The organism is Myxococcus guangdongensis (genome assembly GCF_024198255.1).
GTDB lineage: Bacteria > Myxococcota > Myxococcia > Myxococcales > Myxococcaceae > Myxococcus > Myxococcus guangdongensis.
The window spans coordinates 406,751-430,466 of record NZ_JAJVKW010000007.1 but is presented as its reverse complement, the minus strand read 5'-3'; the positions used below and the strand labels follow the sequence as shown (position 1 = coordinate 430,466).

18 protein-coding genes and 2 tRNA genes are annotated in these 23,716 nt (G+C 70.3%); 13 read left to right on the top strand and 7 right to left on the bottom strand.

Translation table 11 applies throughout. The annotated features are described in order from the left end of the window. Positions 1-26: 26 nt before the first annotated feature. The 3 genes from LXT21_RS23435 to LXT21_RS23425 form a co-directional block, all read right to left on the bottom strand. Positions 27-1,766, bottom strand: a complete 1,740-nt coding sequence (locus LXT21_RS23435; RefSeq protein ID WP_254040393.1) for a response regulator — start codon at positions 1,764-1,766, stop codon at positions 27-29. Positions 1,767-1,813: 47 nt separating this feature from the next. Then, entirely contained in the window at positions 1,814-2,770 is a 957-nt protein-coding gene (locus tag LXT21_RS23430; RefSeq protein ID WP_254040392.1) for a diguanylate cyclase, read from the bottom strand. A 407-nt stretch (positions 2,771-3,177) separates the two neighbouring features. After that, entirely contained in the window at positions 3,178-3,927 is a 750-nt protein-coding gene (locus LXT21_RS23425; RefSeq protein WP_254040391.1) for a tetratricopeptide repeat protein, read from the bottom strand. 96 nt (positions 3,928-4,023) lie between these two features. Here LXT21_RS23425 and LXT21_RS23420 point away from each other — a divergent pair. The 7 genes from LXT21_RS23420 (at position 4,024) to LXT21_RS23390 (ending at position 9,663) form a co-directional block, all read left to right on the top strand. After that, positions 4,024-4,109: transfer RNA gene (locus tag LXT21_RS23420), tRNA-Leu, on the top strand. 99 nt (positions 4,110-4,208) lie between these two features. Then, positions 4,209-4,880 (top strand): response regulator, encoded by a 672-nt coding sequence (locus LXT21_RS23415; RefSeq protein ID WP_254040390.1) that lies wholly within the window; start codon positions 4,209-4,211, stop codon positions 4,878-4,880. A gap of 114 nt (positions 4,881-4,994) precedes the next feature. Further along, complete coding sequence (locus LXT21_RS23410; protein WP_407667024.1) at positions 4,995-6,275, top strand: RsmB/NOP family class I SAM-dependent RNA methyltransferase; 1,281 nt, start codon at positions 4,995-4,997, stop codon at positions 6,273-6,275. A gap of 56 nt (positions 6,276-6,331) precedes the next feature. Beyond that, positions 6,332-6,733 (top strand): hypothetical protein, encoded by a 402-nt coding sequence (locus LXT21_RS23405; protein WP_254040388.1) that lies wholly within the window; start codon positions 6,332-6,334, stop codon positions 6,731-6,733. Positions 6,734-6,788: 55 nt separating this feature from the next. Then, positions 6,789-6,861, top strand: a tRNA-Ala gene (locus LXT21_RS23400). A 757-nt stretch (positions 6,862-7,618) separates the two neighbouring features. Continuing rightward, complete coding sequence (locus LXT21_RS23395) at positions 7,619-9,004, top strand: TolC family protein (protein WP_407667018.1); 1,386 nt, start codon at positions 7,619-7,621, stop codon at positions 9,002-9,004. Between the two features lie 53 nt (positions 9,005-9,057). Further along, positions 9,058-9,663, top strand: coding sequence for an MlaC/ttg2D family ABC transporter substrate-binding protein (locus LXT21_RS23390; RefSeq protein WP_254040386.1), 606 nt, complete (start codon positions 9,058-9,060; stop codon positions 9,661-9,663). A 73-nt stretch (positions 9,664-9,736) separates the two neighbouring features. On the opposite strand, the gene LXT21_RS23385 is transcribed toward LXT21_RS23390, so the two are convergent. The 3 genes from LXT21_RS23385 to LXT21_RS23375 are packed head-to-tail and all read right to left on the bottom strand — an operon-like array spanning position 9,737 to position 13,500. Then, complete coding sequence (locus tag LXT21_RS23385; protein WP_254040385.1) at positions 9,737-10,744, bottom strand: NAD-dependent epimerase/dehydratase family protein; 1,008 nt, start codon at positions 10,742-10,744, stop codon at positions 9,737-9,739. 19 nt (positions 10,745-10,763) lie between these two features. Then, positions 10,764-11,945, bottom strand: coding sequence for a GNAT family N-acetyltransferase (locus tag LXT21_RS23380; protein WP_254040384.1), 1,182 nt, complete (start codon positions 11,943-11,945; stop codon positions 10,764-10,766). A gap of 7 nt (positions 11,946-11,952) precedes the next feature. Beyond that, complete coding sequence (locus tag LXT21_RS23375; protein WP_254040383.1) at positions 11,953-13,500, bottom strand: aminotransferase class I/II-fold pyridoxal phosphate-dependent enzyme; 1,548 nt, start codon at positions 13,498-13,500, stop codon at positions 11,953-11,955. Between the two features lie 435 nt (positions 13,501-13,935). Between LXT21_RS23375 and LXT21_RS23370 the strand changes: the two genes are divergently transcribed. The 5 genes from LXT21_RS23370 (at position 13,936) to LXT21_RS23350 (ending at position 20,443) form a co-directional block, all read left to right on the top strand. Continuing rightward, on the top strand, positions 13,936-16,443 hold the full coding sequence (locus tag LXT21_RS23370) for an efflux RND transporter permease subunit (protein WP_254040382.1): 2,508 nt from the start codon (positions 13,936-13,938) through the stop codon (positions 16,441-16,443). Between the two features lie 38 nt (positions 16,444-16,481). After that, positions 16,482-17,414 (top strand): phosphatase PAP2 family protein, encoded by a 933-nt coding sequence (locus LXT21_RS23365; protein ID WP_407667023.1) that lies wholly within the window; start codon positions 16,482-16,484, stop codon positions 17,412-17,414. Positions 17,415-17,456: 42 nt separating this feature from the next. Next, entirely contained in the window at positions 17,457-18,650 is a 1,194-nt protein-coding gene (locus LXT21_RS23360; protein ID WP_254040381.1) for a methionine aminotransferase, read from the top strand. 97 nt (positions 18,651-18,747) lie between these two features. After that, positions 18,748-19,476 carry a class I SAM-dependent methyltransferase gene (locus LXT21_RS23355; RefSeq protein ID WP_323394879.1) on the top strand — a complete coding sequence of 243 codons (729 nt, stop codon included), beginning with the start codon at positions 18,748-18,750 and terminating at the stop codon, positions 19,474-19,476. Then, positions 19,469-20,443 (top strand): hydroxymethylglutaryl-CoA lyase, encoded by a 975-nt coding sequence (locus LXT21_RS23350; protein ID WP_254040379.1) that lies wholly within the window; start codon positions 19,469-19,471, stop codon positions 20,441-20,443. Before LXT21_RS23355 ends, LXT21_RS23350 begins: the two co-directional genes overlap by 8 nt. A 323-nt stretch (positions 20,444-20,766) precedes the next feature. Here the strand turns inward: LXT21_RS23350 and LXT21_RS23345 are convergent, their stop codons facing one another. Further along, positions 20,767-22,731 carry a TIM44-like domain-containing protein gene (locus LXT21_RS23345; RefSeq protein ID WP_254040378.1) on the bottom strand — a complete coding sequence of 655 codons (1,965 nt, stop codon included), beginning with the start codon at positions 22,729-22,731 and terminating at the stop codon, positions 20,767-20,769. A gap of 102 nt (positions 22,732-22,833) precedes the next feature. Between LXT21_RS23345 and LXT21_RS23340 the strand changes: the two genes are divergently transcribed. Continuing rightward, complete coding sequence (locus tag LXT21_RS23340) at positions 22,834-23,610, top strand: enoyl-CoA hydratase-related protein (protein WP_254040377.1); 777 nt, start codon at positions 22,834-22,836, stop codon at positions 23,608-23,610. Positions 23,611-23,716 lie beyond the last annotated feature (106 nt).

Sequence of the window (23,716 nt, the reverse complement as noted above, 5' to 3'; positions counted from 1 at the left end):
TTGTTTCGCGCCGACGCCTCGCGTGACTAATAAGCGGCGTAGCGGTCCGATGCGCCCGTGTCGCTCGGGGGCAGGGGCGTGAGCACCTCGTTCGCGCTGGTGGACGACGTGAGGCGGCCCGTGAGGATGCGCAGCAGCAGCTCCGGGTCCACGGGCTTGGGCAGGAAGGCCTCCGCCCCCGCGTCGAGCGCGCGCTGACGCACGTGCGGCCGGTTCAACCCGCTCATCACCACCACCCGCGTGTTGCGCGTGAGGGGATGCTGCTTCAAGCCCTCGCACAGGCGCAGCCCATCCACCCAGTGCAGCACCACGTCGAGGACGATGGCCGTCGGAGGCCTCCGCGCCACCGCGCAGAACAACGCGAGCTCATCCGCGAAGGAGACGACCTTGGCCCCCGTGCTCTCCAGGAGCGCGGTGAGCGCCTCGCGCGCATCCGCGTCGTCATCCACCACGTAGTACAGGTCCGGCTCCAGCTCCGGGATGGCCAGCGGCACCGGCTCCAGCGACATCCGCAGCCAGTTGCTCATCGTCTCGCGCAGGCCCGCCCAGCGCACGGCGCCCAACAGGGCCAGCGGCGTGGGCGCGTTCAATCCCAGCACGCCACCGCCATAGACACCCACCGACGTGCGCCGCCCCTTCGCCGCCACGAAGGCGGAGGGCGCCCGCTTGCCGGCGCGTCGCAGCCAGCCCACCGCGCGGGCTCCGGCCGACGCGTCCTCCATCAACTCGCACAGGCCCTCGCGCACATACCGGCGCTCCAGGGCCCCCGCATCCAGCCCGCCGTCCAGCAGCGCCACCGCGGCCCGGCTGCACGAGGCCAGCGTCTCCGACAGCCCCACCTGCAGCGGATGCCCGAAGGCCGCCGGACCCACGGCAATCTGTCCCGGGGCCACCAGCGTGCGCCCGGGCCCGAAGGGCAGCCGCGTGGTCTCCAGCGCCGCCAGCTCGAAGCCCTCCTCGAGCAGCCCATCCCGCGAGGCCATCATCAGCGCCTGGCACAGGTCGGCGGGCGTCACCGCGGGCCCGAAGGCCAGCGCATAGACGGAGTCCGCGCCCGGCAGGAGGAACAACCCATCCACCGTGGGAAGCGGCGCCACCCAGAGGCGCGCCACCGGAGCAATCTCCAGCCGCGACGACGCATGCCGCAGCCGCGCCTGCACCGCGGGCATCATCGGCGCCGGCCGGAAGCCCGGGAAGAAGTTGTCGCCCATCAGGGGACCCGCGCCCCCCGCCAGGGCCACCGCGTGGAAGCGCTCGCCGCCTCCCTGGGCTCGGACCACCAGGGGGCCCGCGCCTCGCACGGACGCCGGCGCATCGGGGGCCGCGGGCTGACGCTCCACCCGGTCCACGTGCCGCTCGAGGAAGCGCGCGCCCTGGGCGCTGGCCGCCGTGGCCAGCACGTCCCGCACCTGCGCCAGGCCGCCTTGTCCTTGCGGCCAGCCGTCCACCACCCAGAGGCCACCGGGAGCGGAGGGGAGCAGCTCGCGCCGCCCCTCGGAGATGATCTCCACGCCGCGCAGCTCGTGGGCGCGCCACTCGGTGGGGATGCGACAGCCCAGCGCGGCCAGCCGCGAGCGACACTCCGGCGTCAGCACGGCGGGCGGCGCGGTGCGCTCCGACAGGCCACCCGAGTAGACGCGCACATCGAGCGTCAGCCCCCGCGCCCTGCCATTGAAGAGCAGCGAGGCCGCCAGCCCCGCACCCGCGATACCGCCTCCGACGACCGCAACCCTCGAACCGCTCGTCAGCCTGTTGCCCAGAATCATCCGCGCCCTCTTGCTTCCCGCCGTCGCCTGCTGCGTCGTGCCCGCGCTCAGTGTCGTTGCACGGAAGGCGCCATGGCCGGACGGCCGAACACCACCACCCGGTCGCGCCCCTCGCGCTTGGCCTCGTAGAGGGCCGCGTCGGCGGCCTTCATCAGCCCCTCGGTGTCGTCCCGGGGTGTTTCCAATGTGTGGTCCGCGATGCCCACGCTCACGCTCAACCCGAAGGAGGCGGGGCGGCCGTCGCTCTTCTGCACGCCCACGGAGCGCAGCCCGGCGCGGATGCGCTCGGCGAACACCGCCGCCTCCAACGCCGTCTGGTGGGGGAGGAGCGCCACGAACTCGTCGCCGCCGAAGCGCGCCGCGAAGTCCGACTCGCGCAGGTTGCCCTTGAGCTGGTTGGCCAGCGCGAGGATGGCCCGGTTGCCCACGTCGTGGCCCATGCCGTCGTTGATGGCCTTCAGGTGGTCCAGGTCGATGACCACCACGCTCAACGGATAGCCGTAGCGCTGGGCCCGCCGGAGCTCCTCCTCCAGCCGCACGGTGAGCGCCCGGAAGTTCGCCAGCCCCGTGAGGGCATCCGTCTGGGCGAGGATCTGCAGCCGCCGCTGCTGTTCACTCTGCCGCAGCGCCCGGTCGATCCGTGCCATGAGCTCCCTCGCGCTCGCCGGCTTGTGGATGAAGTCCACGGCGCCCATCTCCAGGCAGCGCTCCAGGGTGGCCTCGTCCGCGTCCCCGGTCAGGAAGATGACCGGGGTGGACTCCGTCCGGGAGTCCTCCTGCAGCGCCTCCAGGACCGCCAGCCCATCCCCGCTGGGCAGGAACCTGTCCAGCAGGACCAGGTCCGGCCGATGTTCCCTCGCCAGCTCCAACCCCACGCCCGCGTCCGCCGCTCCCAGCACGTCGAAACGCGAGGCGAGCAGGTCCGACAGGCTCTCCAGCACGCTCGCGTCGTCCTCGATGACCAGGAGGAGGGACCGCTCCGAGGTGCGCCCTCGCCGTTGCATGAACCTCTCCGCTTCGTTGCGCTCCTGATGATTGGCGGACCCGAGGTCCCGGCCGCCACGCCCCACCAGGTGCTCCCGCCGCCCTTGCGCCCCGGGCGCATCCGCCGCCTCCCGGTCCCGCGAGCACCCACCGCCTCCCGCAACCTTCACCCGAGACCTCCGGCCGCCAAGCCCATCGCCCTGGCCGACGGGGAGTCACCCCCATCGACGCGCGTGGGCGAGGAGCAAGCTGCATGCCCTCGGGGAGGGCATCCGAGCGGACGTCATTTCAGGGGGTTGCACGCGCGCGCGGCGCCGCCAGGGGGAGGAGGGCGGAAGTCGTTCCAGCGTGCGTCGTGGAGAACCGGTAGGAATTCCCGGACGGAGGAGGGTGGGAGCACCCTCCACTCCTGTCCGGTCGCCGCGGATCAACGTCGGGTAACGAACTGCATGCGCCGGCCGCCACCGCCACCCATGGGGGGCATCATCGGCGGGGTCTCCAGGCCGAACTGCCACCACATGGGCTCGTAGGGCTTCATCTTCAGGCGCTTGTCGTTCTGGAGCTGGGCGAGGCTGGCCTTGAGCTTCTCGTCCTTGGGGTTCTCCTCCACCCCGCGGCCGAGCACCCGGAGGGCCTCGTCCTTCTCCTTCTTCTGCAGGAGGCACCAGGCGTACACCGCCCAGACGATGGCCTCCTTCTTCCCGCTCTTGGCCGCCGCCTCGAAGGCCGCCTTCATGGCCGGGGTGTCATTGCGCTGGAAGTACAGGGCGCCCTCCATGGCCTTGGCCATGTAGTTGCGCGAGCTGCCCTTCTTGAAGTGGACCAGCGCGCCGTCCAGGTCCTTCACCATGTACTTCAACATTCCAATCTGCGCGTGGATCTCCGGCCCCACCATGAACTGCCACTTGTCGAAGGCGAGGCCCTTCTCCAGCGTCTTCACCGCGCGATCCACCCGGCCCTCGGCGTCCTTCTTGCTCGTGGGCTGGGACTGGAGGTCCGCCTGCACCGTCGTCATGAGCGCCTGGATCTGCCCGGCGACCCGGCGACCCAGGAAGAAGAAGGTGACGACGGCCGCGATGAGGCCCGGGACGAGCCCGGCCCAGATGGAGAAGTTGGCGAGCTTCACCAGCAGCGCGACCACGATTCCCACTGCCAGCGAGATAAGAAGGTTGTACATGCGGGGGCCCTCATAGCGATGTACGTGCAGCACCGCAATCTTCGGATGCATCCGCGCGGCCATCGCGGTATACGTCTGGCCGCTTCAGCAACAAACGGCCCTCTGTCGAAATTGGTAGACGAGGCGGACTCAAAATCCGCTGCGGCTGACCCCGCGTCCCGGTTCGAGTCCGGGGAGGGCCACTTCCCGCGAGGGGCGGGCTGCCAGCATCCGCTGGGCGGCCCCCCTGCCCGGGAGTGTGGAGGACGTGCTCCCGTCAGGGGCGTCGGAGAAACCCCGAGATGAAGGTTCTGCTGGTCGAGGACGACGCGAGCCTCCGGGAAGGAATGGGCGAGTTGATCGCCGACCTGGCGGAGGTCCGCTCGGTGGGTGACGTGGCCCAGGCGTTGGAGGTCCTCTCCCAGGAGCGCTTCGAGCTGGTGCTCACGGACCTGCGCATCGGCGGCAGCGAGGCGGGCGGGCGGGCCGTGCTGGAGGCGGCTCGGAAGGGGCGCCAGGCGGTGGCCATCGTCAGCGCGGCGTCCCCGGAGGAAGTGGCGCGGGCGCTGCGTCCTTATGTGCCCGACGGCATCCTGGTGAAGCCCTTCCAGATCGAGGACATCCTCGGACTGGTGGAGCGCTTCCTCGCCGTGCACCGGGGCGTGGAGGCGGCCTCCCGGGGAACGACGGTTCCCTCGGAGGGTGATTGGGTGGAGTGCTCGCCCGGCGTGCACCTGGCGTCGCCGGGTGGCGGAGCGGGTGGCGCCATCTGGGTGCGGCTGGTGGCGGGCGGCCAGTGGGCCTGGGCGGCGCGGCCGAGGGGACGCGAGGCGGCGCTGTTGCTCGAGGGCGAGCTGGACGTCGAGGGGACGCGGTTCGTGGCCCCGGCGGCATTCTTCGTGGGCGCGGAGGACTCTCCCGAGGTGCGTACGAGCACCGGGTGTCTGGTCATCACGCTCGGCCTGGACGGTTGAAAGGGCAGGTTGGCATCCGTGGACACTGTCTGGCCCACACATCCGCTGGAGGCGGCGCGACTCGGTCGTCCTTCGAGGCGGGGAGCGACGGCGGCGCTCGAGGCGCACATCGCGGTGTTGCGCGGCGAACCCTTGAAGGCCGCGCTGGCCAATGCGCTGCGCGACGCGGACGGGCTCGGAGGCCAGGAGCGCCGGTTCGCCGCGCTCGTGGTGCGCGAGCTGTCCCGGCATCAACGTTTGCTGGACCTGGCGGCGAAGCTGTTGGGCCATCCCCCGGGGAAGCTGGTGCTCACCGAGGACCAGGCGCTGGTCCGGTACGCGCTCTGGCGGCGCATCTTCTGTGGTGAGGGCTGGACGCGCATCGGTCCGGAGGTCCGGCTCCCCGGGCCGGTGAGGCCGCGCACCCTCAAGGACGAGGTCCTCCAGAAGGTGGTGGAGTCCGCGCTGCCCGAGGCGCCGCTGCCGGACACCCACGCGGAGCGGCTGGCGGTGCGCTACTCGTTCCCCAACTGGCTGGTGCAGAAGCTGGCGCAGGCCTATCCGGAGTCGGTGCTCGAGGGGCTGTTGTCCTCGCTCGACGAGGAGCCCGGGTTGCACTTCCGGGTGCGGCCGCCGGGGACTCGCGACGCGGTGCTGGCCGCGCTCCAGGAGGAAGGCGTCGCCGTGGAGGCGGTGCTCGCGTCGCCGGACGCGGTGCGGGTGGTGGACGCGAGCCACCGCATCTTCGAGACGCGGATGATGAAGACCGGGCGTCTTCAGGTCCAGGACGTGGGCAGCCAGCTCATCTCGGAGGTGTGTCGTCCGGTGGGGGGCTCGCTGCAGGGGCTCACCGTGGCGGATGTCTGCGCGGGCGCGGGCGGCAAGACGCTGGCGCTGGCGGACTTCGTCGGCCCCTCGGGGCGGGTGCTCGCGGGAGATCGCTCCCGTCGCCGGCTGGCCGAGGCCCGGGAGCGCGTGCGTCACTTCTCCTTGAGACAGGTGGCCTTCCCGCATCCGCTGCCGCTGTCCGAGGCGGACGTGCTGCTCATCGACGCGCCGTGCAGCGGGACAGGCTCGCTGGCGCGCGAGCCGGATCAGAAGTGGAAGCTGAACGCGGCGGAGATCGCCAAGTACCAGACGACCCAGTCGGAGCTGCTCGACGAGGTGAGCCGGCAGGCGAAGCACGGGGCGCTGGTGGTCTACGCCACGTGCTCGGTGCTGCCGGACGAGGATGAAGCGGTCGTCGAGGGCTTCCTCGCGAAGCACCCGGAGTTCACGCTGGAGCCGGTGGCGGACGTGCTCGGAGCGGAACGGGCGGCGCTCGCGGCGCAGGGGCCGTACCTCAAGGCGCTGCCTCCGCGCGTTCCCGGTGGCGGCTTCTTCGCGGCGAGGCTCCGGCGGACCGGGCAGGGTTGACAGTCCACGAGGCCACACGCTACGCCACCGTAGGTTCTTCAAGGGGTGTCACCGACGTGCCGGCCGACCCGAAGCAGTCCGACGTGGTGAAGCAGATCAACGAGGCCTTCCAGGCGGCGCAGGCCCGTCTGGCGCAGCTCCGTGAGGCGGTGGAGCGCAACTCGGACCTGGCCCGGGCGAACGCCAAGGCCACCGTGTTGAAGGACCAGAAGGAGCGCGCCCTCAAGGAGCTGGGTGAGCTCGTCTACCGGCAGATCCAGAAGGGCAGGCTGGAGCTGCCGGCCAGCTTCGCGTCCGCGCTCAAGGCCATCGAGGCTGCTGAGCAGGCGGCCGAGGCGCACGCGCGCGAGCTGACGGACATCCTCCGGGAAGGGGAAGAAGTCGCTGAGCGGTTGAAGGTTGGAAAAAACGCACCGAAGCCGCAAACAGTTCTTGGCCCTGGGAACAAGAGGCGGTAGAAGGCACCCACTTTCGACGTCGGGCCGCTCCCCAAGGTGGCCGGTAGCAAAAGACGGGGCTATAGCTCAGCTGGGAGAGCGCTTGAATGGCATTCAAGAGGTCACCGGTTCGATCCCGGTTAGCTCCACTCTGAAGTAAGGAAGGCCCGCCTGGGAAACCCGGCGGGCCTTCTGCTTTTCCGGCGGGTGTCACGAGGCGCCGTCGACGGCGCGCGCGCTGGAGTCCCTCCCGTCACGCGACGCGGATCCGCGGGCCCTTCGTTTTCGAGGCCCCGGACCTCGCCGAGACCTCCGGTCCGTTCGTGTCTCCGCGGTCCGGAGCTCCTGAAGAAATCGCCGCTGCGTTTTTCTGCATCACGCATCTGTCGGTGCGACGGCGTGGTGCGGGACAGGGATGCGTGTGCCGGACGACTCTCGACAGCGAACGAAGTTGGTCAATGACTGTGCGTCGGCGAACGAAGATGCTGCGCCGTCGCCGGGTTCTCGGATATGGGGCCCGCACGAGGCCGAGTGATGCGCAGACACCTGGATCGAGGCGTGACAGTGGCGCTGGTGCTCGCGGCCGGGATGTCGGCCGCGCAGTTCACACCGGGCTCAGCGGGGCAGGGTGGCGGTTCGACGCCAGGGACCACGGGGACCGGAACGACATCCGGGACCTCCGGCACGGGGACCGCCGGTGGCACGTCCGGAACGCCGACCACGGGGAGCTCGACACCGGCGCCGGGGCCTGGCTCCTCGACGTCTGGAGTCTCGGGGCCGCAGTCGCCCGCGCCGACGACGGGCTCCGGAGGTGGCACGCTTCCCCCCGGGCCTCCGACGATTGCTCCCGAGTCGGTGGACTCGTCGACGACGCCCTCGGGTGGACGGACGGTGTCTCCGGCTCCCATGAAGGAGCCCGCGCGCGAGGCGCAGCAGGTGAAGCAGGACGTCGCCAACGCACCCGACACGCAGGCCCCGCAGAAGGCCGGTCCGCTGACGCTGGCGCAGCTGGTGGAGCGCGCGCGCACGTCGGACCTGCGGGTGGAGGAGGCCTCCGCGGAGCTGCGCAAGTTCGAGGCGCTCTACAAGCAGGCGCGGTGGGCCTGGTTCCCCAAGTTCGAAATCACCGTGGGCATGGGCGGCCCCATCCCCGAGGCGCGCAACGACGGCCTCGGCGGTCCGCCCACCACCAAGGCCTCGCTCGAGGGAGACCTCGACTTCGGCAAGGTGGGCGTGACGGTGTTCTCCAACGGCAACGCGGTGTTGCCCCTCTACACCTTCGGCAAGCTGTCCGCGCTGGAGAAGGCCGGGGCCCAGGGGCCCATCCTCGGCGCGGCGCTGCGTGAGCGCGTGCGCGACGAGGTCGGCTTCCAGGCCGCGCAGGCGTACTTCAGCTATCAGCTGGCGCGCTCCGGTCTCCAGCAGATGGAGGACGTGTCCAAGCGCCTGGAGGACGCCGCCGAGAAGATCGCCGCGCTCCTGAAGGAGGAGTCGCCGCAGGTATCCCAGGTGGACACGTACAAGGTCCGCTTCTTCCGGCAGGTGGTGGAGGCGCGCAAGGCGGACGTCATCCAGGGACGCGCGCTCGCGATGACGGCCATCGGCCTGCTCGCCAACGCGCCGCCGGGCGAGGAGGTCGCCGTCGTCGAGGAGGACCTGCCGCTCGAGGACGAGGTGCAGCCCCCCTCGCTGGAGCGCGCGCTGGAGCTGGCCGAGCAGTACCGCCCCGAGCTCACCGCGGTCGCCGCGGGCATCGTCGCGCGCGAGTCCGAAGTGTTGATTCGCGAGCGGAGCTACTTCCCGGACTTCGGCCTCGCGGGCTTCTACGACTTCCGCTTCACGACCAGCGCGACGCGGCAGCGCAGCCCCTTCGCTTATGACCCGTACAACGACAGGACGGCGGGCATCGGCCTGGTGATGCGGGGGACGTTCGACATCCCCATCAAGGACGCGCAGCTGGATCAGGCGCGCGCGGAGCTCGACAAGCTGCGCGCCCAGGAGAAGCAGATCCACGCCGCCATCCGCCTGGAGGTGACCAAGGTCCACGGCGAGCTGGTGGCCGCGTGGGCCAAGGCCAAGGCCTTCACCGACGCGGAGAAGAGCGCCCGTCGCTGGGTGACCTCCGCCTTCGCCGCCTTCGACCTGGGCACCGGCGAAACGAGGGACCTGGTGGACGCCTTCACCGCCTATGCGCAGGTTACAGGCGACCGGGCGAAGAGCTGGTTCGACGTCCGGTTGGGAATGGCGGCCCTCTCACGTGTCACCGGGACGCCCCCGGCCCTGGGTGAATAATCGGGGCCACGCGCCTGTCCGCTGTACCGACCTTCTGCACGGAGCCGAAAACCATGATTGCTTCCCTGCTCGCCGCAACCCTGCTGGCCGCGGCGCCCACGCCCCTCACCGTCGTCAAGTCCGGGAACGCGGATGTCCAGAAGGCCGCCAACGCTCCCGGCGCCACCGTCGAGTCGCTCGCCACCGTCGTCGAGAAGTTCGTCGACTTCCAGGAGCTCGCCAGGCGCGCCCTGGGTGACAAGACGTGGGACTCGCTCACGCCCGCCCAGCGCAAGGAGTTCTCCGACACGATGACGGGCCTCTTGCGCGCCTCCTACGCCCAGAAGGCCATCGGCCAGGCGCAGGCGGACGTGAAGTACGGCAAGGAGACCATCAAGGACTCCGAGGCCACCGTCGACACGACGCTCACCCTCAAGAAGGACCAGATTCCCGTCGACTACCGCCTCTACAAGGCGAAGAGCGAGTGGCGCATCTACGACGTCGTCACCGACGAGGTGTCCCTCGTGGACACGTACAAGGGCCAGTTCCAGAAGCTGCTGAGCACCAAGGGGTTCGATGGCCTGCTCTCCACGCTGAAGACCAAGCGGGCTCAGCTGGAGAAGGAGAACGCGGCCCAGTCCGCCAAGGGCACCGGCGGCTCCGCGGCGCCCGCGAAGTGAGCTGAACCCACGCCGACGTGGCTTCGGGCCGGGGCTCCTCGAGAGAGGGCCTCGGCCTTCGTCGTTCCAGGGCTCAGGAGCGGGCGGCGGCCGGGTGGCCGTAGGACTGGAGCGTCCCGACGAGTCCCTGGTCCAGGGGGATGGTGGGCGCGAAGCCCAGCTCCTTCGAGGCGCGCTCCGTGGTGCATGTCCACGCGGCGCACGTCATCTCGCGAACCTTGTCGCGGTTGAGGATGGGGACGGTGCCGCGCAGGCGGGCCATGGCCTCGGAGCCCAGGCCCAGGAAATAGCCGAGGGTGTCGGGCACGGGCAGCACGGTGGGGGGCGCGCGGCCCAGGGCCCGGGCCACCGCGGCGCAGACCTCCTCCCACGTGTACTCGTGCCCGTCGGACACGGTGTACACCCCCCGCGCCGCGTCGGCCTTGTCGAGCGTCGGGCCGCGCTCGGCGGCGGCGAGCAGCGCGGTGTTCAGGTCATCCACGTGGATGAGCGAGTAGCGCTTGGGGCCGAAGCCGCTCTTGAGCGCGACGCCGCGCTTCGCCATGGGGATGACGGAGGGGATGAACTCCACGTCGCCCGGGCCGTAGACCATGGGCGGACGGACGATGACGGACGGCACCTTGTCCGCGAGCTCGCGGACGGCCTCCTCGCCCCCCAGCTTGCTGCGGCCGTAGGTGGAGACGGGGGCCGGTGGGTCCTCCTCGCGACGAGGACGCTCGGGCGTGGACGGGCCCGCGGCGGCGAGCGAAGAGCAGTACACCAGCCGGGGCGGGTGGGGCAGGGCGGCCATCGCCTCCGCGAGGCGGCGGGTGCCGTTGGCGTTGCCCTCGAAGTAGCCCGCGGGCTCGCGGGCCTTGGTGACGCCGGCCAGGTGCAGCACACAGTCGACGTCGCGCACGGCCTGGGTGAGCCCCTCGCCCGTGGTCAAATCCCCCACGGCGAAGTGGGCGCCGAGCGCCGCCAGGGCTTCGCGGCGAGAGCTGGGACGCACGAGCACGGTGAGCGAGTCGCCTCGCTCGATGATGCGGCTCGCGAGCCGCTGGCCGATGAACCCGGTGCCACCGGTGAGCAGGAAACGCACGGCGAGGACTCCCTGGGCGCTACAGCGAACGCTGGTAGAGGCGGTACGTCTTCGAGCGCTTGCCGCCCATCGACTCGATGGCGCGGTTGACGAGGTGGTTGTCCTCGAGCGTCCAGGAGATCTCTCCACCCGAGTAACCCAACTGGTGCGCGGTGCGCAGCGTGTCCAGGTACAGGATGGCGTCCAGGCCCCGGCGCCGGTAGCCCTCCTTGATGCCGAGGGTGATGAGGCGCAGCCGATGGATGCGGCGCGAGGCCAGCAGCATCTTCGTCAGGCCGATGGGCAGGCCGAAGGTGGTGAGGCGCCCGTTGGCGGCCTTGAGGGCCACGTTGGCGTCCGGCAGCGTCATGGAGAAGGCCACCGGCTCGCCCTTCACCTCGGCGATGAGCACCAGCTCCGGCCGGACGATGGTCTTCATCTCCTTGGCCAGGTGGTCGAACTCCTTGTCGGTGAAGGGCACGAAGCCCCAGTTCTTCTCCCAGGCGGAGTTGTAGATCTCCCGGATGCGCTCGACCTCCGCGGGGAAGTCCTTGAGGTTCACCGGGCGCACGGTGATGCCCTCGCGCTGCCGCATCTTCTCCGCGATGCGCACCACCTTCTCCGGCGGCTCCGCGGACGAGGACAAATCGAAGGCGAGCAGGTCCTTCGCCTTCACCAACCCGCACGCCTCCATCAGCGTGGAGAAGAAGGGCGGGTTGTACGGCATCATGATGGCCGGAGGGACTTCGTAGCCCTCGACCAGCAGACCCCAGTCCTGGTTGGACGAGAAGTTGGCCGGACCGATCATGCTGTCCAGCCCGCGCTCCTTCAGCCACGACGCGGCGGCGTCCAGCAGCAGCCGCGCGATGCCCGCGTCGTTCACGCACTCGAAGAGGCCGAAGAAGCCCTCCTTCGTGCCGTGGATCTCCTGGTGCCGGGGGTTGCGGATGGCGGCGATGCGGCCCACCACGTCCTGGCCTCGCCACGCGAGGAACAGCTCCACCTCGCCGTACTCGAAGAAGGGGTTCTTCTTCGGGTCCAGGAAGTCCTTGCGCTCCATCTCCAGCGGAGGAACCCAGTTCGGGTCGCCCGTGTAGAGCGAGAACGGGAAGCGGATGAACGTCATCCGCGCCGCGGCGTCCCGCACGGGCGTCACCAGGACGTCCGAGGGGAGGGGAGGAAGGGCGGGCTGTACTGCGGGCGGCTCGGCGGGCAGGGCCATGGTGGAATCAGGTCCTCTCGGCGGAGTTGCCGTCGGTGCCGTTCTTCAGGAAGAAGTGCGCGCCCTTCTCCAACAGGAAGCCGGGCAGCTCGCCGCGCTTCTCCCAGAGCTTCATGGGCGCCGCGCGCAGCTGGCGCAGGTCCTCCGGCTGCAGGTTCGCCGCGCGCCAGGTGAGCTGCTCCACCGCGTCGAAGATCTTCCCGGCCACCTCGCGCGACGACATCCGCGACAGCTGGTCCAGGGTGATGCCGCCCTTGTCCGCCAGCATGCCCGCGGAGCCCGCCGCCCACTTCTCGCTCGCCTTGTTGGAGCGCACGGACGTGCCCGGGCGGGCGATCTGCACCGGCTCGTACACGGTGGGGCGCGTCTGCGGAATCACGCCCAGCTTGCGGCCGATGGTCTCGAAGGTGTCCAGCACGCGATCCAGCTGCGCGTCCGTGTGCGTGGCCATGAACGAGGTGCGGATGAGCGCGTGGCCCGCCTCCACCGCCGGCGGAATCACCGGGTTGGCGAAGACGCCCGCCTCGTGCAGCGCGCGCCAGAAGCGGAAACACTTCGTCTGGTCGCCGATGTGCACCGGAACGACGGGCGTCACGGACACGCCGGTGTCGAAGCCCATGGCGCGGAAGCCGTTGTGCATCTTCTCCGCGATGTCGAGCAGGCGCGCGCGGCGCTGGGGCTCCGCCTCGATGATCTCCAGCGACTTGAGCGCGGACGCGATGGACGCCGGCGTCATGGACGCGGAGAAGATGACCGAGCGCGACTTGTGCTTGATGTAGTTGATGACGTCGAAGGGGCCGGCCAGCACGCCGCCCAGCGACGCGAAGCTCTTGGAGAACGTCCCCATCACCAGGTCCGTCTCCTTCTCCAGGCCGAAGTACTCGGAGGTGCCCCGGCCCTTCTCGCCCAGCACGCCCATGGCGTGGGCGTCATCCGTCATCACGCGCGCGTTGTACTGCTTCGCCAGCTCGACGATTCGCGGCAGGTTGCAGACGTCTCCCTCCATGGAGAAGACGCCGTCGGTGATGATGATCTTCCCGGCGTTGGGGTCGGCCTGGGACAACAGCTGCTCCAGGTGGTCCATGTCGTTGTGGCGGAACTTGCGCTCCGTCGAGAACGACAGCCGGATGCCGTCCACCAGCGACGCGTGGTTCTGGCGATCACTGAAGACGATGTCGTGGCGGCCCAGGATGGAGGACAGCGCCAGGTTCGTCTGGAAGCCGGTGGAGATGACCACCGCGGCCTCGCGGTTGAGGAACTTCGCCAGCCGTCCCTCGAGCTCCTCGTGCAGCGCCAGCGTGCCATTGAGCAGACGCGAGCCCGAGCACGTGGTGCCGAACTTCTCCGTCGCCTTGATGGCCGCTTCCTTGACGCGCGGGTCCGCGGACAGGCCCAGATAGTTGTTGGAGCCGACCATGATCACCCGCTTGCCCTCGATCTCCACCTCGGTGGCGCCGTGCGACGCCTCGATGACGCGGAAATAGGGGTAGAGGCCGGTGGCCTTCGCGATGCGGTAGTCCTTCCAATTGCTGCACTTGTCGAAGACGTCGCTCATGGTGCTCTTTCTGTAGGTCTGCGTCGGGGGAGGGTTTGGGGCCTCTTCAAGAGAGGCGTTTTGCGGCACTGCCGGTCGCCACTCACCTTGCAGGGCTCGTTCCCGAGCCGGGGGCAACCATGCGCCCGTCGACCTCCCTCGGGGGACGCGGGGCCGTGAATAAAGAGGCCGAGGGGCAGTGTCAAGGCGCGGACCGTTGCTTGGAACCCTTGCGAGAGGGGCCCGAAGCCCCCTTGGCTTGACAGCACCGTTGCATTGGTGGCACCCCGCCGACGCAGATCGTCTTCCAGTGGATAATGGGAAACATGGCCGCTCGCCCGCCTCCGTGCGTGAGCAGTCGACCGAGGGACGGAAGGCTTTGTGAAGGCCCGTTGTTTGAGGGGGCTACGACTGGCCGGGAATTTGCTAAGCCCGGCGAAAATCGAGGAGTGGACGGTGGCCAGGTCTCTGCGGCAACGGTGGTTCGAGGGGTTCATCCAGACGGCGGTCTCCCGGCCCTGGTACGTGCTGCTGATCTCTGCATTGCTGGCCGCCGGCGGTATGGCACTGGCGTCGCGGTTGGAGTTCCGTGGTTCATTCGTGGAGCTGCTGCCCCAGGGTGCCCGCGAAGTCCAGGACCTGACACGCGTGTCGCAGAAGGCGGGTGGGGACGGGTACCTGGTCATCGTCGCGAAGGGAGACACACCCGAGCGGCTGAAGGCTTACGCGCGCGAGCTGAAGGGGCGGCTGGAGGCCCTGCCCGAGGTGCGCTACGTCGAGCACAGCTACGACGTGGAGTTCTTCAAGCGGCACGCGTTGTGGCTGTTGCCCGCGGAGACGCTGGCGGAGCTGCGCGCGGATCTGACGGCGCGCGTGCGCTACGAGCGACAGCAGGCCAACCCCTTCTATATCGACCTGGGGGCCACGCCTCCGCCGCCCACGTTCGAGGAGATCGCACAGAAGCACTCGCCGAACGCGCCGGTGCACGAGTCCCTGGCGAACGCGGACGGCACCGAGGTCTACCTGATGCTCAAGCCCATGGGCACCGCGGGTGACCTGGACTTCGCGCGCCGCTTCGTGGAGCTGGCGCTGGGCACGGGTCGCACGCTTTCGTCGGAGCGCTATCCGGCGGTGACGCTGGAGGCGACGGGCAACTTCCAGAACCGCATCGAAGAGGACGCGGTGATGCGCGGCGACTTGTCGCGCGCCGGCACGCTGTCCGCGCTCATCGCCATCGGCCTCATCCTCCTGGCCACCCGGCGCATCGCGGCGCTGGCGGTGGTGGGCCTGCCCGTCGTCGTGGGCATCCTGCTGACGTTCGGCATTGCGTGGCTGGCCATCGGCCACCTGAACGTGGTGACGGGCTTCCTGGTTGCCATCCTCATCGGCCTGGGCATCGAGTACGGCGTGCACCTGTGCATGCGCTACTGGGAGGAGCGGCGCACCCGGTCCGCGCGCGAGGCGCTGGCCACGGCCGTGGGTGGCACCTTCAGCGGCGCGATGACGTCCGCGGTGACGAACGCGGCGGCCTTCTTCGTGCTGATGCTGGCGCAGTTCCACGCCTTCAATCAGTTCGGCTTCCTGGCGGGGCTGGGCGTGCTGCTCGCGGTGCTGGCGGCCTATGCGCTGGGGCCGTCGCTGCTGGCCATCGCGGAGCGGCTGCGGCCAGCCCGCGTGGACGCGGCGCCCGCGTCGGAGGCGGCCCCCGTCGCCCCGCCGAAGCCCGAGCGGGAGTGGCGCCGGTGGCCCACGTCGGTCCTGGTTTTGATTGCGCTCGCCGTGGTGGGCTTCGCCGCGTTCTCCGTCTCCATCGCGCCCCGGCTGGGCTTCGAGACGGACATGCGCAAGCTGAAGGGCGACTCCCCGGCGTCGCGGCTGGATGACCACGTCACCGAGCAGCTGGGGCAGCCGCTCAACCCCGCCATCTTCCTGGTGGATGACCTGGGGCAGGCGGCGAAGGTCGAGCAGATCATCGCCGAGGTGAAGCAGAAGAACGGCGCGGACTCCGTGTTCCTGCGCACCACCTCCCTGAACGACCTGGTGCCCGGAGACGTGGAGCGGCGGGGCGTCGAAATCACCGGCATCCGCACGCTGCTGCGCGGCCTGCCCGAGGCGGCGTACGAGGACCCGCGGCTGAAGGAGTTCCAGGGGATGGTGGAGGCGAAGCCGTACGGCCTGGACGCGCTGCCCGTGGAGGTGCGCCGCCGCTTCGAGGCGACGGACGGGAAGGGCACCTTCCTGCTGCTGTTCCCCTCCGTGTCGAACTACGACACCAAGGACCTCACGCGCTGGGCGGCGCAGATCGACCAGGTGGTGGAGGGCGCGAAGGCGGTGGGCGTGGAGATGTCGGTGCTGGACAGCAACCGCATCGCCTCGCGCATCTTCGCGCTGGTGAGCGCGGACGGTCCGCTCATCCTCTGGGCGGCCGCGGCGGCGGTGTTCCTGGTCATCCTGGTGAGCCTGCGCAGCCTGAAGCGGACGCTGCTGGTGACGGGGCCGCTGTTCCTGGGCATGACGTGCCTGGCGGGCGGCATGTACCTGTTCGACGTGCAGCTCAACTTCATCAACGCGGTGGTGCTGCCGAACCTGCTCGCCATCGCGGTGGACAACTCCGTGCACCTGTATCACCGGTACGAGGAGGAGGGCCCCGGCTCGCTCGGCAAGGTGGTGCGGCACACGGGGCTGGCGGCCGTGGTCGCCACGCTGTCGAACGCGGCCGGGTACGGCGCGCTGCTCATCGCCAACCACCAGGGCTTGCGGAGCATCGGACAGATTGCGCTCCTCGGGGTCGTGTGCACCTTTCTGGGGACCACGGTCTTCTTCCCCGCGCTGCTTGCCCTCCTGGAGCGCTGGAAGGAGCGCAAGGGCTTGCTCGTCACGCGGGAGGGCGCGGTCGTCCGGAGTCTCGATCTCGACGCGGCCGAGTCCGAGGCTGGGTCGTCGGGGGAGCGGAAATCGGCGTGAGTCTCTCGAATGCCCAGGGGCTGCGTGGCGCCGCCCCGGTGAAGGGTTCCCGTGAGGCACAGGTCCGTCTGGGGCCCGTGGACCTCATCATCGTCATCGCCTGTTCGCTCGCGGCGCTGGTGCTGCTCGGCCCCGGGCGGTGGACGCTGGGCTCGCTGCACCATGTCTGGCTGTTCGCCTCCATGGCGGCGGGTCCCCTGGTGCTGCGCACGCTCGAGTCCCGCTTCCCGCATCAGCGGTGGCTGACCATCCTGGCGGACTTCTGGCTGCTGCCCGCGGCGGTGCTCACGCACGGTTGGCTCACCCCCGTGGTGGACACGCTCAACCCGTTCCTGCGGGACGCGCAGTTGGTGGCCGCGGACCAGCGCATCTTCGGGTTCCAGGCCTCCGTGGTGCTGGCGAACGTCATCCCCGGCTGGCTCAACGACGTGCTGCTCCTCTGCTACTACGGCCACTTCGTGTGGCCGCTGGTGCTGGGCATCGGCCTGTACCGCCGCGCGCATGGGGCCTCGCCGGAGTTCGACGAGTACCTGCTGGGACTGGGGCTGTTGTTCATCCTGAACTACTCGGCGTACTCGTTGGTGCCGGCCGTGGGGCCGCGCTACTTCTTCATCGACGCGTTCGATGGGCCGCTGCAGGGCACGCTGACGCCGTGGCTGGATTCGATCATGCGCCGGCCCGTCTTCGCGCGGGACTGCTTCCCGTCGGGCCACACCGGCACCACGCTGCTGGTCCTCTTCTATGCGTGGCGGTTCTCCCGGAAGGTGTTCTGGGTGATGTTGCTGCCGGGCATGGGGCTCATCTTCGCGACGCTCGCGGGGCGCTTCCACTACGCCACGGACCTGCTGTGCGCGGTGCCGCTGGTGATGGTGGTGGTGGGCATGGCCACGGCGCTCACGCGGGCGGCGCGGCAGCGCGAGAGCGAGAGGGCCGCGCGCTCCGTCCCGGTGGACGCTATCCTGCGCCCCTGAGCACGTTCCGGCCCTCGAGGCCGGCCGCGTCGGGAGCGCTCCATGTCCAGGTCCGTGTCGTCGCAGCGCGTGTCGCGGTTCGGCACCACCGTCTTCTCCGAGTTCAGCGCGCTGGCCCAGAAGCACGGCGCGGTGAACCTGGGGCAGGGGTTCCCCGACTTCGACGGGCCGGAGGCCGTGAAGGAGGCCGCGCGGCGGGCCATCCACGACGGCGTCAACCAGTACGCCATGAGCACCGGCGCGCGGGACTTGCGCGTGGCCATCGCCGAGCACTCGGCCCGCTTCTACGGCCAGACGGTGGACCCGGACACCATGGTGACGGTGACGAGCGGGGCCACGGAGGCCATCCTCGACGTCATCCTCGGCCTGGTGGACCCGGGGGACGAGGTCATCGCGTTCGAGCCGTTCTACGACTCGTACGACGCGAACATCACCTTCGTCGGCGCCACGGCGCGCTGGGTCCCCCTGAGGCCGCCGGACGCGGCGCATGCGCAGTGGTGGTTCGACTGGGACGAGCTGCGCGCGGCCTTCACCCCGCGCACGCGGCTGCTCATCCTCAACACGCCCCACAATCCGACGGGCAAGGTCTTCACGCGCGAGGAGCTCGAGCGCATCGGCGCGCTGTGCGCCGAGCATGACGTGAAGGTGCTGTCCGACGAGGTCTACGAGCACATCACCTTCGCCCCCGCGCGCCACGTGCGCCCGGCCACCGTGCCCTCGCTGGCGGACCGCACGGTGACGGTGAGCAGCGGCGGCAAGACGTTCAGCCTCACGGGCTGGAAGGTGGGCTGGGTGATTGCCCCGCCCGCGCTGCGGGACGCCATCCAGCGCGCGCATCAGTTCGTCACCTTCGCCACCGCGTCCCCCTTCCAGGCGGCCATGGCGGCGGCGCTCCGTCTGCCGGACACGTACTTCGACGGGCTGTCGGCGGCCTATGCCGCCCGGCGGGAGCGGCTGTTGTCCGGGCTGCGCGACGCGGGCCTGAAGGCGCATGTCCCGGAGGGCAGCTACTTCATCCTCACGGACATCTCCGGCCGGGGCTTCGCGGACGACGTGGCCTTCTGTCGGCACCTGGTGTCGGAGGTCGGCGTGGCGGCCATCCCTCCGAGCGTCTTCTACGGCCCCGAGCACCGCCACCTGGGCCATGGGCTCGCTCGCTTCGCGTTCTGCAAGACGGACGCGGTGCTGGACGAGGCCGTGCGCCGGCTGCGCGCGAAGCTCGGGCCCGGGCGCTGAAAGGGCGGGCGCCCCGCGTTGCGACGGCGGGACGGGGTTGCTACATCCCCCGGCAGAGGAGGGCGGTGCCGTGCTTCCCGGCCGCCGACGTGCGCGCGTGGACTTCTTCGGCGAGCTGTACCTGCGCAGCACGTTGCCCTTCCTGTCCGAGAGCGTGACGGCGAGGGAGGCGGATTACCTGGCGCGCGTGTTCGCCGACGTGCCCGGCCCCGAGCCCGTGGTGGACCTGGGCTGTGGCCATGGCCGCCATGCCGCGCGACTCCAGGCCTCGGGCCCCCTGGCGGGGCGCGTCATCGGGCTGGAGCGGGATGCGTTGTCGCTGGCGATGCGACGTCCGGGCTTCCCCGTGGTGCGCGGCGACCTCCGGGCACTGCCCTTCCGGGAGGGTTCTCTGGCGGGGGCGTATGCGTGGTACTCCACGCTGTTCGCCTTCACGGACGAGGAGCATGTGCACATCCTCCGGCAGGTGGCGCGGGCGTTGAGGCGGGGAGGGCTCCTGGTGTTCCACACGGTGCCGCACGAGCGACTGGCCGCGTCACCGGGCGCCGCGTTCCAGCGGACCCTTCCGGACGGGGGCGTGTTGGCGGAGGAGAGTCGCTTCGATGTGGCGACGGGGCGCGACGAGGGGCGGCGGACCCTCACCTTGAGAGACGGCCGTGTCCTGTCTGCGTCCTACGCCATTCGTTACTATCCCCTTGCGGAACTGACCGCGCTGTTGGAAAGCACCGGGTTTTCGATCTCCTGGGTGCATGGCGGACTCGATGGCGAGCCGCTGACGCGACTGTCGGCCGACCTGATTGTTGGAGCGGTGCTGCGAGATGCCTGAGACCTCCCATTCACGAGCGCGCGGGAACCTGCTGGGCCAGCTGCCGAAGCGGGTGGACGTGTACGAGGTCGGTCCTCGCGACGGCCTGCAGAACGAGCTGCGCACGCTGCCCACGCGGGACAAGGCGCGGCTCATCAATGCCCTGGTGGACGCGGGCGAGAAGCGCATCGAGGTGACCTCGTTCGTCTCGCCCAAGTGGATTCCCCAGCTCGCCGACGCCGAGGAGCTGCTGCGCCTGGTGGGGCGTCGCGAGGGCGTGGTGTTCTCCGCGCTGGTGCCCAACCTCAAGGGACTGGAGCGCGCGAAGGAGGCCGGGCTGGAGGAGGCCGCGGTGTTCATCTCCGCGTCCGAGGCCCACTCCAAGAAGAACATCAACAAGAGCATCGCGGAGGCGATGGCCGGCGCGCGCGAGGTCACCTCGGCGGCGCTCCAGGCCGGCATGCGCGTGCGCGGCTACCTCTCCACCGTGTGGGGCTGTCCCTACGAGGGCCACGTCCCGGTGGAGCGCGTGGTGGACATCTGCCGGCACCTGGTGGACGCGGGCATCTACCAGCTCAGCCTGGGGGACACGATTGGCGTGGGCACGCCGAGGCAGACCGAGGAGATCCTCGACGCGCTGCTCAAGCACATCCCCGTGGAGAAGCTGGCGCTGCACCTGCACGACACGCGGGGCACGGCGCTGGCCAACTCGCTCGTCGGCTTGTCCGCGGGCGTGACGACCTTCGACGCGAGCATCGGCGGGCTGGGGGGCTGCCCCTATGCGCCGGGCGCCGCGGGCAACCTCGCGACCGAGGACGCCGTCTTCATGTTCCATGGCATGGGCGTGGAGACCGGCATCAACCTGGACCGGCTGGTGGAGGCTGGGGAGATTGCCCAGGAGCTGATCGGCCGGAAGCTGGCCGGCAAGTTCCTCCAGGCCGCCCTCGGCGAGCGCGAGAAGAAGGCGTCTCGCCGCGCGCAGACCTGAGGCGCTCCCGCAGGTAGGGTCCGGGGTCGAGGACTTCACTCTCAGTAATCATTGATCGGGGTGTGGGTCAGCGTGCGGACAGGCGCCTGTTCGGGCCGCCCCGGCCGTCTCGGGTGAGCTCTCGCTCCAGTGCCTGATGCGACGGCCGGGGTGATCCGCGTTCACCGGAGCGGCGCGAGCAGGCGATTCACTCTGAGTGATGGTTGTGCGGGTGGGGGTCGCCAGCCATCCCGAGGCTCGGTGCGGCTCCTCCCGGAGGGGGCGAGGAGCCGCGGGCACTTCGAGGGGCACCGGCGCTCAGGGTGAATGGGCGCCCCGCCGCGTCACCGGTCGCCAATCATCGACGCCAGCTTCTCCTGGAGCCCCAGGTGGGCGGCGGCGGACTCCAGCATCCGCCGCTCCTTCCGGTCGATGCGCCCGTCCACCAAGGCCATCTCCACGATGTTGCGCAGGAAGACCTCGGCCTCGGGGCTGCCCCGCGCCACCAGCCGGTCGAAGAGCTGCGGCCCCGCGTTGAGCGCCATCTCGACCTGGGACCACTCCACGTTCCATCGCTCCGCGCACAGCTTCAAGAGCCGCCGCTCGGCCGGGGTGACGGTGCCGTCCGCGGCGGCGATCGCGGCCATCATGTAGATGAGCCGCTGCCGCTCCTGGAGGTCCATCACCGTGTCCGCACCCGCCGCGGGGGCCGCGGGCGAGGGACGGTTGACGCTCGGAGGCCGGGGCACCGACGCGCGCTGAGGCCTGTCACGGTGGCTGGCGTCCTCGCGTGCGTTCCACGACTCGAACGGCAGCGCGGACGCGAGCACCCAGTCCCGCTCACCGTTGGCCAGCTGCGTCCCGCAGAACTCGCACGTCGTCGCCGCGCTGTTCGTCAGCGGGGCGTTGCACTGGGGGCAGCGGTCCGTGGACATGCCGTTCGCGGTGTTCGTCTTCGCCCCGTGCTTGCGCACCAGCGTGAAGACGAAGCGCTGGGGAAGCGTGGGGAGCTGGGGCGGGCGCTCGTTGACGGGGCCGATGCCCATGCGCGCGCTCCAACGAATCTCCACCTGCGCCTTGTCATGTCCGCGCGGGTCCACCTCCAGCGTGCGCACGTCCACCGAGCCCACCGCGCACTCCAGGAACACGCGCCGCCGTCCTTGCTGACGCAGGCCCTGCAGCTCCGAGTCCAGCGCCCCGAGCGCCTCTGGCGTGGCCACCTTGGTGAGCCCCGTCGTGTCGCCCCGGCTCTGCGCGTCGATCCACTTCCAGAACAGCAGCGACGCGCGGTCCTCGAGCATCTCCAGGTTGAGGGCCGGGTCGTCCTGCCGCGCCTGCATCAGCCCCTCCACGGAGCGGTGGTAGCGCGAGTGCTCCACGCCCTGGGTGATCTCCGCCAGCGTCCAGTCGTAGTTGCCGGAGTTGACCACCGCGCCGCAGAACTCACAGCTGTTCGCCGCGCCACCCTGGAAGGGCGCGCCGCAGTTGGGGCACTTGCCCTGGAACAGGTCCGCGCCGATGCGCGTCTGCGCGCCCGGCTTGCGCACGAAGGTCCACACCTCCGTGAACGCCTCCAACGGCGCCTTGCGCGCGGCCTGGAGGGCCTGCGCATCCGAGTCGTTCGCCGACACGTCCGTGTCCCGCATCCGCGCGTGCACGCGAAGCTGGACGCTGTCGAACCACTCGCTCTGCTCCAGGCCGATGATCTGCAGGTCCAGCACCTCGATGTCGGTGATGGCGTCGCGGACGCCCTGGGCCTCGAGCAGCTTCAGCTGCACGCCGAAGCGCTGCCACGTCGCGTCCGACAGGAACGGCCGCACCGGCGTCATGTCGCGCTGGAACCAGGCCTGCTGCAGGTCGAGGAACAGCCGGCGCGTCCGGTCCAGCATGGGCCCGGGCTCGAAGGCGGGGTCCTTGAGCTTCAGCGCGTTGACCCAGCCGGCCACGTCGCTGGAGCTGACCTGGGTGCGCTGCTGCGCCTCGTACTGGTCCAACGCCTTGCGCGTGGTGGCGTCCGGGTGGAGGTTGCGCTTGTAGAGCCAGTACACGACGCCGCCGATGATCAGCAGCGGAATCATCACCTTCGGGTAGCGGAACACCAGGCGGAACGCCTCGAACAGCAGCCACAGGGGCAGGCCGTCGCCGCCGCGATCCCGGCTGTCGGAGTTGCCTCGGGTGTAGTGTTCGCCACCGCCTCCCCGGGCCAGGGCCTCCAGGGGAACGAGGGCCAGGGCCACCAGGGCGAGTGCCGAGGGCAGATGATGCGCCCACGGGGCGAGCTGTCGGAGCAGGTTGCGTGGCGAAGGCATGCGGGAATGTTAACCGTTTCCGCCTTGCCAGACCCGCCTTCCCACCGCACTCTGCCGCGTCCCAGGGCAGCCCGCCGGGCGGGCCCTGGAAGGGGAGCGGATATGCCGGAATTCAAGGTCGACGCACGCGGTGCCATCGAGATCTGGACCATCGACGGCGAGGGCCGCCGCAATGCCATCAGCCGCGCGATGCTCCAGGAGCTCGGCGCGCTCGTCGAGCGCGTGTCGTCGGGTCATCAGGTCCGCGCGGTGGTCATCACCGGCGCGGGCGACAAGGCGTTCTGCGCGGGCGCGGACCTCAAGGAGCGCGCGGGCATGAAGGAGGACGAGGTGCGCTCGTTCCTCGACGGCCTGCGCCGCACCTTTCGCGCCATCGAGAAGAGCGACTGCGTCTTCATCGCCGCCATCAACGGCGCGGCCTTCGGCGGAGGCACCGAGCTGGCGCTCGCGTGCGACTTGCGCGTGGCGGCCCCCGCGGCCGAGCTGGGCCTCACCGAGGTGAAGCTGGGGATCATCCCCGGCGGTGGTGGCACGCAGCGCCTGTCGCGCCTCATCGGCCCGGGCCGGGCCAAGGACCTCATCCTCACCGCGCGCCGGCTCAACGCGGCGGAGGCGTTCGCCATCGGCCTGGTCAACCGGCTCGCGCCCGAGGGACACCTGCTCGAGGTGGCGCACGCGCTGGCCGAGTCCGTGGTGGACAACGCCCCCCTCGCGGTCGCCACCGCCAAGCACGCCATCGACGAGGGCACGGGCCTGGAGCTCGACGACGCGCTCGCGCTGGAGCTGCGCAAGTACGAGGAGATCCTCAAGACGGAGGACCGCCTCGAGGGCCTGCGCGCCTTCGCGGAGAAGCGCGCTCCCATCTACAAGGGACGGTGACGGCGCGCGAAGGGCCCCCGCGCGCTCCGCCCCGCACGGCGCCGGGCCCCACGCGAGGCGCGCCCGCTCAGCCAACGCCCGCCGGGACGCACGAAGGGCGGCGGCC